Source organism: Massilia sp. PAMC28688, assembly GCF_019443445.1.
In the GTDB taxonomy this organism is placed as follows: Bacteria; Pseudomonadota; Gammaproteobacteria; order Burkholderiales; family Burkholderiaceae_D; genus Telluria_A.
Window position 1 is genome coordinate 5,217,586 of the sequence record NZ_CP080378.1, and the last position, 15,325, is coordinate 5,232,910.

Annotated in this window: 14 protein-coding genes and 2 tRNA genes; 4 read left to right on the plus strand and 12 right to left on the minus strand. The window is 61.3% G+C overall.

The features are described 5' to 3' along the window. Positions 1–87 precede the first annotated feature (87 nt). The 3 genes from KY495_RS22910 to KY495_RS22920 form a co-directional block, all read right to left on the minus strand. Positions 88–1,485, minus strand: coding sequence for a TolC family outer membrane protein (locus KY495_RS22910; protein WP_219881572.1), 1,398 nt, complete (start codon positions 1,483–1,485; stop codon positions 88–90). Positions 1,486–1,977: 492 nt separating this feature from the next. Next, positions 1,978–2,268 (minus strand): hypothetical protein, encoded by a 291-nt coding sequence (locus tag KY495_RS22915; protein WP_219881573.1) that lies wholly within the window; start codon positions 2,266–2,268, stop codon positions 1,978–1,980. Positions 2,269–2,444: 176 nt separating this feature from the next. Next, positions 2,445–2,518: transfer RNA gene (locus KY495_RS22920), tRNA-Cys, on the minus strand. Between the two features lie 262 nt (positions 2,519–2,780). Here KY495_RS22920 and KY495_RS22925 point away from each other — a divergent pair. Both KY495_RS22925 and KY495_RS22930 read left to right on the plus strand, forming a co-directional pair. Continuing rightward, complete coding sequence (locus KY495_RS22925; RefSeq protein ID WP_219881574.1) at positions 2,781–3,326, plus strand: murein L,D-transpeptidase family protein; 546 nt, start codon at positions 2,781–2,783, stop codon at positions 3,324–3,326. Between the two features lie 116 nt (positions 3,327–3,442). Then, positions 3,443–4,297, plus strand: coding sequence for an endonuclease (locus KY495_RS22930; RefSeq protein WP_219881575.1), 855 nt, complete (start codon positions 3,443–3,445; stop codon positions 4,295–4,297). Between the two features lie 69 nt (positions 4,298–4,366). Here KY495_RS22930 and KY495_RS22935 read toward each other — a convergent pair whose 3' ends face one another. The 9 genes from KY495_RS22935 to cysS form a co-directional block, all read right to left on the minus strand. Then, positions 4,367–5,329: an NPP1 family protein gene (locus tag KY495_RS22935; protein ID WP_219881576.1), complete on the minus strand. Its 963-nt coding sequence runs from the start codon at positions 5,327–5,329 to the stop codon at positions 4,367–4,369. 161 nt (positions 5,330–5,490) lie between these two features. Further along, positions 5,491–5,901 (minus strand): hypothetical protein, encoded by a 411-nt coding sequence (locus KY495_RS22940; RefSeq protein WP_219881577.1) that lies wholly within the window; start codon positions 5,899–5,901, stop codon positions 5,491–5,493. Then, positions 5,898–7,253, minus strand: a complete 1,356-nt coding sequence (locus KY495_RS22945; protein ID WP_219881578.1) for a PAAR domain-containing protein — start codon at positions 7,251–7,253, stop codon at positions 5,898–5,900. Before KY495_RS22945 ends, KY495_RS22940 begins: the two co-directional genes overlap by 4 nt. Before the next feature lie 506 nt (positions 7,254–7,759). Then, positions 7,760–7,853, minus strand: a tRNA-Ser gene (locus KY495_RS22950). Between the two features lie 98 nt (positions 7,854–7,951). After that, positions 7,952–9,199 (minus strand): aspartate kinase, encoded by a 1,248-nt coding sequence (locus tag KY495_RS22955; protein WP_219881579.1) that lies wholly within the window; start codon positions 9,197–9,199, stop codon positions 7,952–7,954. Between the two features lie 133 nt (positions 9,200–9,332). Continuing rightward, complete coding sequence (gene tilS / locus KY495_RS22960; protein ID WP_229518656.1) at positions 9,333–10,715, minus strand: tRNA lysidine(34) synthetase TilS; 1,383 nt, start codon at positions 10,713–10,715, stop codon at positions 9,333–9,335. A 35-nt stretch (positions 10,716–10,750) separates the two neighbouring features. Further along, on the minus strand, positions 10,751–11,728 hold the full coding sequence (locus tag KY495_RS22965) for an acetyl-CoA carboxylase carboxyltransferase subunit alpha (RefSeq protein ID WP_219881581.1): 978 nt from the start codon (positions 11,726–11,728) through the stop codon (positions 10,751–10,753). 137 nt (positions 11,729–11,865) lie between these two features. Continuing rightward, complete coding sequence (locus KY495_RS22970; RefSeq protein ID WP_219884394.1) at positions 11,866–12,525, minus strand: DNA-3-methyladenine glycosylase; 660 nt, start codon at positions 12,523–12,525, stop codon at positions 11,866–11,868. Beyond that, complete coding sequence (gene cysS, locus KY495_RS22975) at positions 12,525–13,916, minus strand: cysteine--tRNA ligase (RefSeq protein ID WP_219881582.1); 1,392 nt, start codon at positions 13,914–13,916, stop codon at positions 12,525–12,527. Before cysS ends, KY495_RS22970 begins: the two co-directional genes overlap by 1 nt. Positions 13,917–14,189: 273 nt before the next feature. Between cysS and KY495_RS22980 the strand changes: the two genes are divergently transcribed. After that, complete coding sequence (locus KY495_RS22980) at positions 14,190–14,789, plus strand: peptidylprolyl isomerase (protein WP_219884395.1); 600 nt, start codon at positions 14,190–14,192, stop codon at positions 14,787–14,789. Between the two features lie 36 nt (positions 14,790–14,825). Beyond that, entirely contained in the window at positions 14,826–15,314 is a 489-nt protein-coding gene (locus KY495_RS22985) for a peptidylprolyl isomerase (RefSeq protein WP_219881583.1), read from the plus strand. Positions 15,315–15,325: the final 11 nt, after the last annotated feature.

A 15,325-nucleotide genomic window follows, 5' to 3' on the forward strand; every position in this document is an offset into this window, starting at 1 on the left:
ATGTGCAATTTTGTAAGTCTTAGCGCTGCGGTGATGCGTGGCAGCCACGGTCATACTGGTGTCACATTTTTCCCTGCCGCGGTGCCCTTACCTGGGCGCCGGCGCATCGGCGGACGCGGCCAGCATCTGGTTGAGATTGACCAGGCTTTCGCGGTCCAGATTGCCGGTGACTGCTTCCAGCGCCAGGCTGCGCATGAGGACGTCGTAGCGCGCGCGGTCCAGTTCAATGCGGGTCTGGTACAGCAGCGATTGTGCGTTGAGCACATCAAGATTGGGGCGCAGGCCAGCCTTGTAGCCGCGCTGGGTGCCGGTCAGCGAACTGCTGCTCGCAGCCTCGGCCGCAGCGAGGGCCTTCAGGCGCGCCAGCGTGGTCTTCAGGCTGTAGTAGGCCCGCTCGGCGCTGGTCTGGCTGGCACGGTTGGCCGCCTCCAGGTTGTGGCGCGCCTGGTCGGCGAGCAGGACATTCTCCTTGACCAGGTTGGAACGGGTAAAGCCGGCAAACAGGGGCAAATTGAGCTCCACGCCCAGCGACGAATTGGTGCTGCGGCCGATGAGCAGGTTGCTGACCGGACTGGTGTCGCCTCCGACCCGGTTGCGGCTGGCCGAACCCACCAGGTCCACCGTCGGCAGACCGGCAGCGCGGGCGCGCCGGGTGTCCAGCCGCGCCCGTTCCAGCGCCAGCTCGGCGCGCCGCACCACGGGATGCTGCGCGGCCTGGGCAATCCTGGCGGCCAGTTCACCGGGCGCGAGCAGCGGGGCATCGAGCTGGGCCGGGATGGGGCGCGGCGCAATGTCGGGGCGGCCTGTCAGGCGCTGGAGGGCCAGGCGCGCCACCAGCACATCGTTTTCCGCCGCCGCTTCTTCGGCTTCAGCCAGGCTGTAGCGCGCCTGCGCGTCTTCCTGGTCGGTAATGATGGCCAGGCCCGACTTGAAACGGCGCACGGCAGCGTCGAGCTGTCCGGCAATCGAGGCCTTGCTCAGGCGCCTCGTTTCCAGCACATCCTGGGCGGCCAGGACATCGAAATACGCTTGCGCCACGCGCAGCGTGAAGTCTTGCAGGGCAATCGTATAGTCGAGCTGGGCACTCTGTTCGCCCACCTTGGCAATTGCGATGTCGGTGCCGACCGCGACGTTGAACAGGGGCTGACGCAGGTTGACGCTGAGTGACTTGGCATCGTTGTCGGTCCGGCCGGAAAATTCGCCGTCGGCCGCATCGATCACCGAACGCAGGCGGGTGGTCGATGCACTCATGCTCACGTTGGGCAGCAAGGCGCCCTTCGCACGCGCCAGCCTCGGCGCTGCCGACCGCCACTGGGCTTCGGCTGCGAGGATCGTGGCATCGTGGCGGCGTGCCAGGTCGAACACTTGCACCAGATCCTCGGCCCACACAGGGCCGGGGATCGATACTGCCACCAGGGTGGCCAACAGGGCAGATTTGACGCGGTGCAGAGGAAAAGCAAACGGCGGTGTGTAACAAATCGTCATCGGGTAACCGGTCTGACCTGCCGGCACACGCCGGACCAGGTCCACGTTAATGAATCAGAAAAACAAGCCAGGGTCCGGTCAGGCTGGGTGTTTCCGGCACCGTGCTTTCACAGTGTTACGCAAGCCATACGCCCCGCCAAATCAGCGGTTCTGCTCTTCACGAAGGATACTTGCGTTGCAAATACTGCCACCGGTGTTCAAAATACTCAAGAGAAATATCGAAATTAAAGCAACTTTGCCTACATGCATGGTTGCATGTTGCATAAGTGATTCATGTGTGATGTTGGACTTGCGGCGAGGGCCAATGCGTGGGATAAATTAACAATTTCGCCGACCACGGAAGGCGTGGTTGTTGCACGCGCGCGCCGCGCGTGCAGGAAAAAAGCAGGCGCAACTCCCCCACACCCATGCACGTGACATGGGGCATGGCGGCGGCAGGTAGCAGGCGCTTTACGGGCTCGGCCGACAAGGTCGCCGCGCCCGCGCCGATGCTCAGGAAAGGTCGCTGACCACGCGTGCGCCAAGCAGCTTGTAGTACTGGCACCAGAACTGGGCCGATTCGCGGGCGTTTTCAAGCGAAGGCGCAGACTCGATTTCAAAGATGCTGATGGCACCACTGTCACCGGCCTGGCGGACCCATTGGGCGATGTCGCCGCGGCTGCTGTTAGTCAGGTCCGACACGATGCCGGCCTGGTCGCCAAGGGCACGCTCGGTGCAGCCAATGTAGTGGAGGTGGTCTGCGCCCATCCCCATGCCGAAAACAAGGAAATCACGATTCATCATGTCGTCTGCCCGCTGAAGAACTGCGTTGTGGAAAACGGCCACGCTTGCGCACGGTCGCCAATGCGCGCCGTGCTTGCGGCGCGGTAATCATCCGACTGCCATGTTGCCAGCCACCGCAGGCCGTCGCGCGCAAGTGGCCGCTGCCGCCACGCCAGGCTGCGGCATGGGGACGAAAATGGAGGCGAGGACAGGAATCGAACCTATCTGCACGGCTTTGCAGGCCGCTGCATAACCTCTTTGCTACCTCGCCGGAAAACCTTGGGCGAACCCACTGCCACCGAAATCAATTTGGCAATTTTTATGTTCTGCAAAGTTGATACTAAATGACATGATTGCGATCTGTCCAGACAATCCAAACAGAACAATAAAAAAGCGTCAAGGTGTGGCAAAGCGGCACACATAGACGGAATCTGGCTGCCACGACGCGAGCGCGGCTCATCGCTCGGCGCACTGGCCCTCGTTGCTTTCATGCTGGCGTTAAAAAGATTTTCACGGGCCTACTGAGCTGCAATATGATCACGTATGGCGACGCCAGCCCAGGCGGCGAGCACACCAGCGAGGACACGATGACGTATCCGGGACTTCTTTTTCTTGCACTGCTGCTCGGCACGGCGCACGCATCTTCGCCGCGCGCCACGCGCGTGATGGTCGACAAATCCGATCGCTTGATGCAGGTCTTCGCGGGCGATAAAGTCATTGCGACCTACGCCATCGGACTGGGAACGGCGCCCGTGGGCCACAAGTTGCGCGAGGGCGACCGCCGCACGCCGGAGGGACGTTACCGGCTCGATTTCAAAAAGCGCGACAGCACGTTTTTCAGGGCCATTCATATTTCGTACCCCAACGCTGCAGACCGCGCGCGGGCACGCGAGGCTGGCGTGAGCCCGGGCGGCGACATCATGATTCATGGCGAGTCAAACGACCCCGCGCAGCGCGAGGCGATCCGGCGCCGGCCCTCGCGCGACTACACTTATGGATGCATTGCCTTGTCCAATGCAGACATGCAGCGCTTCTGGGATCAGGTAAGCGTGCCTATTCCGATTGACATCGTTCCCTGATGCCCGGTCGCGCCATGTTTGGGCGTGCCCAAGCCAATGGCGGCCCGATTGACTATGATGCGATAGACGCACGCAGCATATTCCCGTTGGTCAGCCGTGCGCCGAATGGAGGTCTCATGCGAAGCAAACCAGCCTGCCCGGCTTTCACCGATGGTGGCGTGCGCGCTCACCTGGGGTTCTTGTGCGCCCTGCTCTTGGGCGGTGCAGCACTCACCTGCAAGGCGGCCGAGGGCGTGCCTGCTGCCCTGGACAGATCTACGCCACCGGCGGTCCATGCAGCGATCGGCCCCGTGCAGATTGTCTGCCCCGCACCGCAAAAGCGCTTTCCCCAATACGACCGCGAAGCGCGCGCTGCGTTCTGGGACTTGTACCGGGCCGGCGGCGTCACTGTCTATTGCGCGGCCACGTTTAAAGCGGGGAAGCGCCGCACTGCAGCGAGCGCACTGCCGATCAATATCGAACACGTCGTGCCGCAGTCGCAGTTAAAGCGCATTCGCGGCGCGGCCGCCGATCCTCACAATATGTGGCCATCCATTGAAGAGGTTAATTCGGCCCGCCAGAACTGGCGCCTGGTCAATGACATCCCTGGCGAAACCCTGTTCTTCAAGAGGCGCCGCGAGCCGGAACTGGCGCAATGCGATTTCGAGGTCCTCGAAACGGGCAAGCTCGCCGTGGTGGAACCGGCGCCCCCTGCCCGCGGCAAGCTGGCCCGCGCGGTGCTGCACATGTACGTGGCATATCCGCAGCTGCGCATTGGCGCAGCCGACATCAGGCAGATGCTCGAGTGGCACGCCATGGTACCGGTCAGCGACGAGGAACGCCGGCGCAATGACGACATTGCAGCACTGACGGGCGTACGCAACGCCTTTGTCGATGCGCCCGACGAGGCAAGCCGGATCGTTACGCAGTGCCGCGCTACCCCCGGGCGCCTGGTGCAGGCACGGGTGGGACGTGAGGCAGGCAGGAAGTGAAGCCAAGGGCTGCAAGGCATGCGGCAGCCCCTGGTCTTTTCGTTGGCAAGCTGGGCGCCTTGCGTCGCCTTATTCCCGGATCTGGAGGTGGATCTGAGGGTAATTGGCCCTGAACTCCTGCGCGCGCGTCCACCAGACGTCATTGATCGTGAAACTGGTGTTCTGCCAGAAGCCATCACTGCGCGGAACCACGTTGTTGGCAACCGCGGCGATCTCCTGGTCGTTGCGCGTCTTGAAGGTCGCACTGCCAAAGCTCGCTGATTCCAGCGCCATCCGGTAGCTGCGGTTGGCGCCATAGCGCGCCGATTCATCCGCCTGCCACGACGCGGCCGCGCTGTAATGGCTGATGATGTCGGGCGCGTAGAATTCGCCCCAGTTCCCGAGAAACTCCACCCGGCTCTTGTCGTCCGCGCTGGCAAAGCGGAATGCATGCGTTCCCACGCCATCCTTGTGATACACGACGAGCGGGTGCGTCCCCTGCATCTGCACCTGGTTCAGCGCACGCGTGGTGTATTTGCCGTGGGCGCTGGTCGATACGTGGGTGACAAAGTCGTTGCCGCCATTGATCTTGCCGGTCCAGACGATCACGGTTTCCACATCATGCCGGTGCCCGCCCAGGAAGGACCACGGCAGCGCCTGGTCCTTTTCGAAATACAGCTCGTACAGGTGGGCGCAGCGCTCGACCCGGTTCGCCCCTTCCACCGTTTCCTTGCACACTTGGCGGTGGACGGTATTGGCGTAGGAGCGCCAGGCGGAATCCTTGCAGCCACCATGCAGGGACGAGGTTGCCTTGGTACCGGGATTCTGGCGCAGCCCTTCGTATCGATGAAACGGCGTGGCCGCATAGCAGCCGTCGGAGTCGAAATCAAACTTGGGGTGGAAGTTGCGAACTTGCCGCTCGTTGTACTTGGTGATCGACTGGTCCCACTTTGGAAAATCATCGGCGTTGGCCAGGGCCACGGGCAGCATGGCCAGGATGCCGACGCTGGCTTGGCCAATGGAGAGCGGGAGGGAGTGGAAGAGGTTTGCCATGTTCACTTTCTTGGTTGGAAAGGTCGGACGCAGCCGCAAGATCGAGGGTTGCGCTAGAGGCAATATTGTATAAGAGTTATGTGACAGTTTGTTGACCTGTTGCGGCCTGGCCGCGGTCAGGATTGCGCTACCGGACGCCGCCGGCGCCCGGCGTTATTCGACTATTGCACGAAGTCGTTTTGCTGAGGATCGAAAACGATCACGCCTTCCAGCTCCTTGAGGTAATCAAGCACGTAGATCATTTGATTGGTGTACTCCTGCGTTTCGTCGCTGCCAAATACCGCGCGTATGCGCCGCCGGATCCGGGATACATCGTGTCCGGAGTCGGCGCCGGTCCGCCTTTGAATTTCGATCGAATCATTGATGACCTCCTCGCCCTCCTCGTAGCTGATTCTCACCAGCCAGTCATCCCAGCGCAGGGCCAGCGATTTGTCCGATGCAAACGGCAACTGCTCGAATGTCAGGGAAAACCCTTCTTCATCACGGAAATGACGCTTCAGGTCTTCCGCCAGGGTGTCATTGGACATTGGCGGAGCATTGTCCTGCATTAAGGCATACACGGTAAATGTCATGGTTTTTTCCACGGGCCCGAGGTCCCGATATCAATAGTGGTAAATTGTCGCGTCACGGGATCATAGCGCATGACCCTGCCCCCGGTTTGACGGATGTTGTTGAGCAAAGGTTCGCTGATGGTCTGGGTGCGAGGCCCAATGATCGAATTGAACGGGAGATTGTTTTCCACCGCATATCGGTGGAATGCCCGCAGCTGCGGGCTGTTGCTGAGATCGACCACGTTCTTGACGTCGGTGACCCCATATTTGGGCCCGACCGGCAGGTCCGGCACAAAGCCTTCAATCGACGTCGGTTTCGATCCCGCGCCCAGCGGTGCCCCAAGGTCTGCCCGCACGCTTTGCTCAAAGCCATTGCCGCGCGAATTGTTGGCCCAGACGCGCTGCGCCGCGGCATACCATTGGTCCGGCGGCAGCTTCTTGGCCGACGGCCCGTTCAGGTAGCGGTCGTAGCGCGCCTGGTGTTCGCGCGGAATGTTGCCATACTTGGGGTCGCGTCCGCCCACCGGTACGCGCGGCGGCGTGTCCGCCGTTGCAGGCGGCTTGAGCCTCACGCGCAGATTGCCGCCGTTGGCACCCAGGGCGCCTGGTATCGGTGTCACTTCCACCCTCCTGGCCAGACTCACCACCCGCGGCGCGGCCTTGGCTCCCAGCAGGCCGCCAATCACGCTGCCGAGGATGCCGGACGCGATCTGGCCATCGCTGCCTTCCCCGAACAGTTTTCCGCCAGCCCATGAGCCGGCGTAGCCGCCGCCGAATCCCCCGGCCAGGCCAATTACGGCAATGGCCGGACCGGCCAGCACCACCGCGGACCCCAGGCCTACCACCAGGATGGTGTTGTGCACCCAGCCCGGCACCAGGTCTTCCGGATGGATGTCGTCGGTCTGCACGGTGCCGCCGCCAATGAATACGTTCGATGAGCCTTGCGTGAGGTCGGCGCCGCAACCGGTCTTGTCTTCCACCCGCGCCGCCGGGGCCCCGTTGATATAGACCGTTTCGCTGCCGGTGGCAATCGGGGCGGCGCCGGAATGCTTGTCGCACGCTACCTTGTCGAAGTGGGCACGCGCGGCGGCAAGGCCATTGGTGAAGACGTTGCCCGAGCAGGCGCCGGCGATGTGGCCGGTGACTTCCTTGTTGACCATGCTTAGGCCGCTGAGCGCTTCGCCCAGTCCGGCGCCCATGGCCGCGCCAGCGCCTACCATGGCGACCGCAGCCAGGCCGCCCGTGCCGACCACGGCGATTGATACCGCGGCAATGGCTGCGCCGGCAAGCACACCTACCAGCAGGCCGGTGAGCAGCCCTTTCATGGCCGGGGTGTGGCCGATTGGGTCGTTGATGCGGACTGCAGCTGCCATGCTTAGGCTTGCTCCAGGTGGCTCATCGGGCGCTGGCGGTGGGGAGGTTGTTGGTGTACGGCGGGCTGGGAATTAGGATGGATTGGAGGCATCTGTTATGGCTTCCGCTGCGGGTTTGTTTGCATGCCGTGTGGTGCGCCGTGGACTTTCCAATATTCCGGCGCTGTCATTCTGGCATGGTTGACATTTAGAACTTGGTTGATGATAACACATGGATTTTTTGTGTGGGTGGAGGGTGTTTATAGCCCTATGTCTAGAGCCCTATGGTTTGAGGATGTTGTTAGCGCGAAATTTCGGGGAGGCAACGGCGGCCTCCTCCGGAGGCCGAGGAGAGGGAGGCGGAGATGCGGCGCCTCAGGCGCCCCGCCGCGAAGCGGCGGAAGATGGGCGATTCGGAGAGGGTTGCCCCGGCACGGGGCAACCCTTCGAATCGACGCACGGGGCACCCGCCACTCCGTCCAGACCAAAAAAAAAGACACCCGCAGGGGTGTCTTTTTTTCTGGTTCTGGCGGAGATGGTGAGATTCGAACTCACGATACAGGTTTAAGCCCGTATGCTTCCTTAGCAGGGAAGTGCCTTCGGCCACTCGGCCACATCTCCTTTCTTACCCAGCAAACTTCGCTAGATCAGAAGACCGCAATGTTACCGGCTACACCGCCTCGCGGTCAATGGAACACACGGCTTTTTTGCAAAAAAAATCAGCCTTTTTCCAAATCAAATGCCTTGTGCAGGGCGCGTACCGCCAGTTCCATGTACTTTTCATCAATCAGCACCGAAATCTTGATTTCAGACGTGGAAATCATCAGGATGTTGATGCCCTCTTCCGACAAGGTACGGAACATTTGCGACGCCACACCCACATGGCTGCGCATCCCAACACCGACCACCGATACCTTCGATACCTTGGCGTCGCCCGAAATGCTGGCCGCACCCAGCTCGCCCTCGTTCTTCTCCAGCACCGCCAGCGCCTTGGCATATTCGCCACGCGTGACCGTGAACGTGAAGTCGGTCTTGCCTTCCACCGACTGGTTCTGGATGATCATGTCCACTTCGATGTTGGCGTCCGCGACCGGCCCCAGGATGTGATACGCCACGCCCGGACGGTCAGGCACGCCCAGGATCGTGATTTTTGCTTCGTCGCGGTTGAATGCGATGCCCGAAATGACAGCTTGTTCCATGTGTGTATCTTCCTCAAACGAAATCAGGGTGCCCGACTTGGCTTCTTCTTCAAGCGGCATCAGGGGGTCGGTCAGCGACGACAGTACGCGGGTCGGCACGCGGTAGTTGCCGGCAAATTCGACGGAGCGGCTCTGCAGCACCTTGGAGCCGAGCGAGGCCAGTTCCAGCATCTCTTCAAACGTGATCGTCTTCAGACGCCGCGCTTCCGATACCACGCGCGGGTCGGTCGTGTACACGCCGTCGACATCGGTGTAGATCAGGCATTCTTCTGCCTTCATCGCCGCCGCAATCGCCACCGCCGACGTGTCCGAACCGCCACGGCCCAGGGTCGTGATATTGCCGTGCTCGTCAATGCCCTGGAAACCGGTGATGATCACGATCTTGTTCTCGGCCAGGTCCGCCTTGACCTTGGCGTCGTCAATCGATTCAATGCGCGCCTTGGTGTACGCGCTGTTGGTCTTGATCGGTACTTGCCAGCCAGTGTAGGACACCGCTTTCTTGCCAATGGCTTGCAGCGCAATCGACAGCAAGCCTACCGATACCTGCTCTCCCGTCGCGGCAATCATGTCCAGTTCGCGCGGGTCGGGCGTGCCCGTGATCTGCTTGGCCAGGCCAATCAGACGGTTGGTCTCGCCCGACATGGCCGATGGCACCACAATGATCTGGTGTCCCGCGTTATGCCACTTGGCGACCCTTGCCGCAACGTTCTTGATACGGTCCGTCGATCCCATCGACGTACCGCCATATTTGTGGACAATTAATGCCATAAGAGAGAAGTTTCCGCTCAAGAATATTAAAAAGAGGGCTCAACTCTACATGTTGCGATGCAAAAAAACAAGGCAAAGCAGGGGGAAACCTATACCTAATGGGTATAAGGTAATTACCAATTTAATCAGTAGTTCAGGCCGCCGTGGATTCCCAGCGCAGCGCGATCAAGGGCCCGGATCCGGCCCCGAAGTGATGGCAATCCATGCCGATGCCGGCCGCGAACAGCAATTGCTTGCCGCTGCTGACAATTGGCAGGCGCTCGCGCTCCCAGGCCGGTACGTCGCACGCCTGGTAGTGATACTTGAGCGCCCGCGTGGGCCGGTTGGCTGCCGGCTTGAGCCGCTCGCCGCCCTTGCGAAAGTCGATCACGAGCGCCTGCTGGCGCAGCCAGCCCGCCTCCACGCCCTGCTCGGCCGTGTCGAAATGCAGCACGCCGCCGTAGGCAGGAAAGGCCAGGCTGGCTTCGCCATTCCAGCTGAAGCGCTCGCCTTCCTTGACGAGGATGCCTTCGTCGTCCGGATCGCGCTGGCCGGCCAGGTCGGCCAGCTTGGGCGTGATGAACAGGCGGTCGCGGTGGCGCCGGATGTGGCAGTCGGGATGCGTCACCAGCAACTGGGCGTCGCTGCGCGCCTCCACCAGCTGCGCCACCATTTCCGTCAGCCAGGCAGTCGATGGCATGCGCAAGCCCTGCTGGGCGAACCAGTGGCGCAGCATGTTGTAGGCGCGGTCCAGACTCATGCTGCGCAGGGCAGCAACGTCGATGTAGCCATCGACCAGGCAGCTGGCCAGGTCTTGCACGGCCAGTTCGCCCAGCAGGCGCTGGGCCGACTGCGCGTGCGCGGCGCTGCGCGCAAACCGTTCCTGGTAGCCGGGAAAGGCTTGCGCCAGCGCCGGCATCACCTGGTGGCGCAGGGCGTTGCGGGCGTAGCGCGGGTGGGTGTTGGATTCGTCTTCGACGTAGGCGATGGCGTTGGCGGCAACGTATTGCTCCAGCTGCGCGCGCGATACCGGCAGCAGCGGGCGCGCCATGACCAGGTCAGGGTTGCCCAGCAGCTCGGGCGCCGCATTGGCCGCGTCCATGCCGGACAGGCCGGCCGTGCCGGAACCGCGCAACAGTTGCAGCAGCAGCGTTTCAGCCTGGTCATCGAGGTGGTGGGCGGTGAGCATCAGTGGCACGCCGTGGCTGCGGCACATGGCGCCCAGCGCCGCATAGCGCAGCTTGCGCGCGGCCGCTTCCACGCCGGAGCTGGTCTTTTCCAGCACCACGCGGCACGCTTCAAAGGTGATGCCGAGCGCCGCGCAGGTGGCTTGGCAATGATAGAGCCACTCATCGGCATTCGGGCTGATGCCATGGTGGACGTGAAAGGCGAACACGGGCACGCCATGTTCTTTTCCGTAGGCATGGGCCAGGTGCAGCAGCGCGGACGAGTCCAGGCCGCCGCTGTAGGCAATGGCGATGGGGGAAGTATTGTCGCCGCGCAGGCTGGCGAGTGCACGCGCAAACACGGCCGGCACGGAGCCAGCCGCACTGGTCCCGCTATGCTGCCTGCTCACTCGTCGGCCGGCGTCGTTTCTTTGAACTTGCCGTAGCTCATCAGCTTCTGGTGACGGGCTTCGAGCAGGTCGCGCGTTTTCATGCCGTGGAACTGGCGCAGGCTGTCGGCCAGCGCCCGTTTGAGCAACACCGCCATCTGCTTCGGATCGCGGTGGGCGCCGCCCAGCGGTTCGTTGATGATCTTGTCAATCAGGCCCATGGCCTTGAGGCGGTGCGCCGTCAGGCCCAGCGCGTCGGCGGCGTCGGAGGCACGCTCGGACGTCTTCCAGAGGATGGAGGCGCAGCCTTCCGGCGAAATCACGGAATACGTGGCGTACTGCAGCATCAGGACGGCGTCGCCCACGGCAATGGCCAGCGCGCCGCCGGAACCGCCCTCGCCAATGATGGTTGCAATCAGCGGCACTTTCAGTTCGGCCATCACGTACAGGTTGTGGCCGATGGCTTCCGACTGGCCGCGCTCTTCGGCATCGATGCCGGGAAAGGCGCCGGGCGTATCGACAAAGGTAAAGATGGGCAGGCCGAATTTTTCCGCCAGTTTCATCAGGCGCATGGCCTTGCGGTAGCCTTCCGGCTTGGGCATGCCGAAGTTGCGCATGGCGCGCTCTTTGGTGTCGCGGCCTTTTTGGTGGCCAATGACCATGCAGGCTTGCCCGTTGAAACGGGCCAGGCCGCCGACGATGGACAGGTCGTCCGCGTAGGATCGGTCGCCATGGAGCTCGTGGAAATCGGTGAAGATTTCGTTCACGTAATCCATGGTGTAGGGGCGCTGCGGGTGGCGCGCGATTTGCGATACTTGCCAGGGAGTCAGTTTGGCGTAGATATCCTTGGTCAGCTGCTGGCTTTTCTTGGCCAGGCGATCGATCTCTTCCGAGATGTCCACTGCCGAATCATCCTGCACGAAGCGCAGCTCCTCAATCTTGGAATCGAGCTCTGCGATTGGCTGTTCGAAATTGAGGAAAGTTGTTTTAATCATTGTATCTCCCGAATGGATCCGGGCCGCGACTACTCCCGCCCCGCGGCCTGCTGTGGCGCTATTCTACCGGAACTGGGCTTGAAAAAGTGAATTCGTGGGGCTCGCCGCCGGCCATCGCCCGCTGCCGCAAGGCTTGCTCAGGCTGGGGAAACGGGATCGAGGCTGCGCCACAGATACCAGGTTGCCACCGTGCGCCACGGCTCCCAGTTGGCCGATACTTCGCGCGCATCGCTGCGCGAGACAGGTTCGCCGGAGAAATAGTTCTGGCTGATGCCCTGGATCAGGCCAGGGTCGTCCAGCGGCAGCACATTGGGGCGCAGCAGGTTGAAGATCAGGAACATTTCTGCCGTCCAGCGCCCGATGCCGCGTATCTGCACCAGCTCGGCAATCACGGCTTCGTCATCCATGCTGGCCCACTGGCTCGCATGCACGCGCTTGGCCTTGAAGTGGTCGGCCAGGTCGAGGATGTATTCGGTCTTGCGCTTGGACAGGCCGCAGGCCGACAGCTGTTCGGCGCCCGCCTTGATCACCTGGGCCGGCGTGATCTTGGGGCATGCCATGACCAGCTTGCTCCAGGCCGCGTCCGCCGCCTTGGTCGTCACCTGCTGGCCCACCACGGAGCGCGCCAGCGTGGTGAAGGGATCGCCATTGCCCACCAGGTGCAGGTCGCCAAACTGGGGAATGAGCTTTTTCATGATGCGGTCACGCTTCATGAGTTCGGCTTTGGCTTCTTCCCAGTACGCAGGCACCTCGAGTAGCAGCGAGGTGGTCCCCGCGCTGTCCTTGTGCAGGGCCATCATGCGCGACGCCAGTTGGTGGTGCCGTCCGGCTTGTCTTCGAGGACGATGCCGGCCGCCAGCAGCTCGGCGCGGATGCGGTCGGACTCGCCGAAGTTGCGCGCCTTCTTGGCGGCAATGCGCTCGGCAATCTTCGCTTCGATGTCCGCCGCGCCGCCGGCGCCCTCGCCTTCACCTTGCAAGAATTGCTGCGGCGTGCGGCCCAGCAGGCCAATCACGCCGGCCAGCGCCTTGTACTGGCGCGCCGTTGCCACCGACTTGGTCTTGTTCAGTTCCGTCGCCAGGTCAAAGATGGCGGCCAATGCGATCGGGGTATTGAAGTCGTCGTCCATCGCTTCGCGAAAACGCACGGCGTGGGCTTCGTTCCAGTCAACCTGGCATTCGCCGTCACCGAGGTCGATATCGCATAGCGCCGTGTACAGGCGCGTGAGCGCAACCTTGGCGTCGTCGAGGTGGGCGTCGGAATAATTGAGCGGGCTGCGGTAGTGCGCGCGCAGGATGAAAAAGCGCACGACTTCTGCATCATACTTTTTCAGCACGTCGCGGATGGTGAAGAAGTTGCCAAGCGACTTGGACATCTTTTCGTTATCCACACGCACAAAGCCGTTATGCACCCAGTAATTGGTCATGGGATGGCCAAAAGCGCCTTCCGACTGGGCGATTTCATTTTCGTGGTGTGGAAACTGCAGGTCGGCGCCGCCGCCGTGGATATCGAATTGTTCGCCCAGCGTCGCGCACGACATGGCCGAGCATTCGATATGCCAGCCCGGACGGCCGCTGCCCCATTTCGATTCCCATTTCACTTCGTCCGGCTCCGATTCCTTGGACGACTTCCACAGCACGAAATCGAGCGGATCGCGCTTGCCGGTATTGACGTCGACACGCTCGCCGGCGCGCAGGTCGTCGAGCGACTTGCCCGACAATTTGCCGTAGCCTTCAAAACCCCGGACGGCGTAATTGACGTCGCCATCGTCGGCGCGGTAGGCCAGGCCCTTTTGTTCGAGCAGTTCGATAATGCCCAGCATCTGCGGCACGTATTGGGTCGCGCGCGGCACCACGTCCGGCGGCAAGATGCCGAGCGCGCTCGTGTCTTCATCCATGTATTGGGTAAAGCGCGAGGTCAGCGAATAAATGGACTCGCCATTTTCCACGGCCCGCTTGATGATCTTGTCTTCGATGTCGGTGATGTTGCGAACGTAGGTCACCTGGTAGCCGGACGCCTTGAGCCAGCGGTAGATGACGTCGAATGCCATCATCATGCGCGCGTGTCCGATGTGGCAGTAATCGTAAATCGTCATCCCGCATACATACATGCCTACCTTGCCGGGATTGATGGGAACGAATACCTGCTTTTCACGCGCGAGCGTGTTGTAAATCTTCAGTTGGCTCATGGTTTCTACTGTTTTAGCGCGCGCGTCAAGCCCGGGCAATACCAAGCCGTCAGCGCGTTCGCCAGCGAGGCGCGCACCGGGCAACCGGGTATCACAACGAGATCGACAGCGCCCGCGGTCTTGTTCTTCTTTGATAGAATGGGGCGTTCCGAGCAAAGTATAGCATTGAAAAAATCCCGGCTGGCCGCATATGGATCAGGTTTATTTTTGCGAATAAGGCTTGACAGCCAAACCGCCACTTTATATCAATTGTTCAACAATTAGGAAGCCATGATGCAAGAATCGAAAATGTTCCGTATGCCCTTCCTCGCCCGCTTCCTGTCGGTATTCGCCGGCCTGACGCTGAGCCACGCCGTCATGGCAGCCGAAGCGCCACAGGTGTCGCTCAATACCTCCATGGGCGAAATCGTCCTCGAACTGGACCAGGAAAAGGCGCCCAAGACGGTCGCCAACTTCCTCGCCTACGTCAAGAGCGGCCATTACAAGGGCACCATTTTCCATCGCGTGATCGATGGCTTCATGATCCAGGGCGGCGGCATGGACGCCAAGCTCAATACCAAGCGCACCAACAAGCCGGTGGAAAATGAAGCAAAAAATGGCCTGAAAAACGTGCCGTATTCGCTGGCCATGGCGCGCACGGCCGACCCGCATTCGGCCACGTCGCAGTTCTTCATCAATGTCGCTGAAAACACCAGTCTCGATTATCCGGGCCGCGATGGTTTTGGCTACACCGTGTTTGGCAAGGTGGTATCGGGCCAGGAAGTGGTCGACAAGATCAAGGGTGTGCTGGTCGATGATGTGCGCGGCCAGCAGAACGTACCGGTGATCCCCATCGTTATTAAGAACGCGACTGTCGTCAAGTCTGTAAAATAACGCCTCTGACAATATTTAAACTGAACAGGATCTCTCATGACCGTACTGATCACCACCAACATGGGCACCATGAAAGTCGAACTGGACGCTGAAAAAGCGCCAAAGACGGTTGCCAACTTCCTTGACTACGTCGCCAAGGGCCACTACGCCAACACCATTTTCCACCGCGTGATCGCGGACTTCATGGTCCAGGGCGGCGGTTTCGAGCCAGGCATGAAGCAAAAGCCGGCCGACCAGCAAGTGGAAAACGAAGCCAAGAATGGCCTCAAGAACGACAAGTACACCATCGCCATGGCCCGCACTTCGGACCCGCATTCGGCATCGGCCCAGTTCTTCATCAATACCAAGAACAATGACTTCCTGAACTATCCAGGCCAGGATGGCTGGGGCTACACCGTGTTCGGCAAGGTAGTGGAAGGCACCGAGACCGTGGACAAGATGAACAAGGTCAAGACCGGCCGCAGCGGCATGTTTGCCGATGTGCCGACCGAGGCAGTCATCATCGAAAAAATCGAAGTCGTCTAAGCAATGACCGG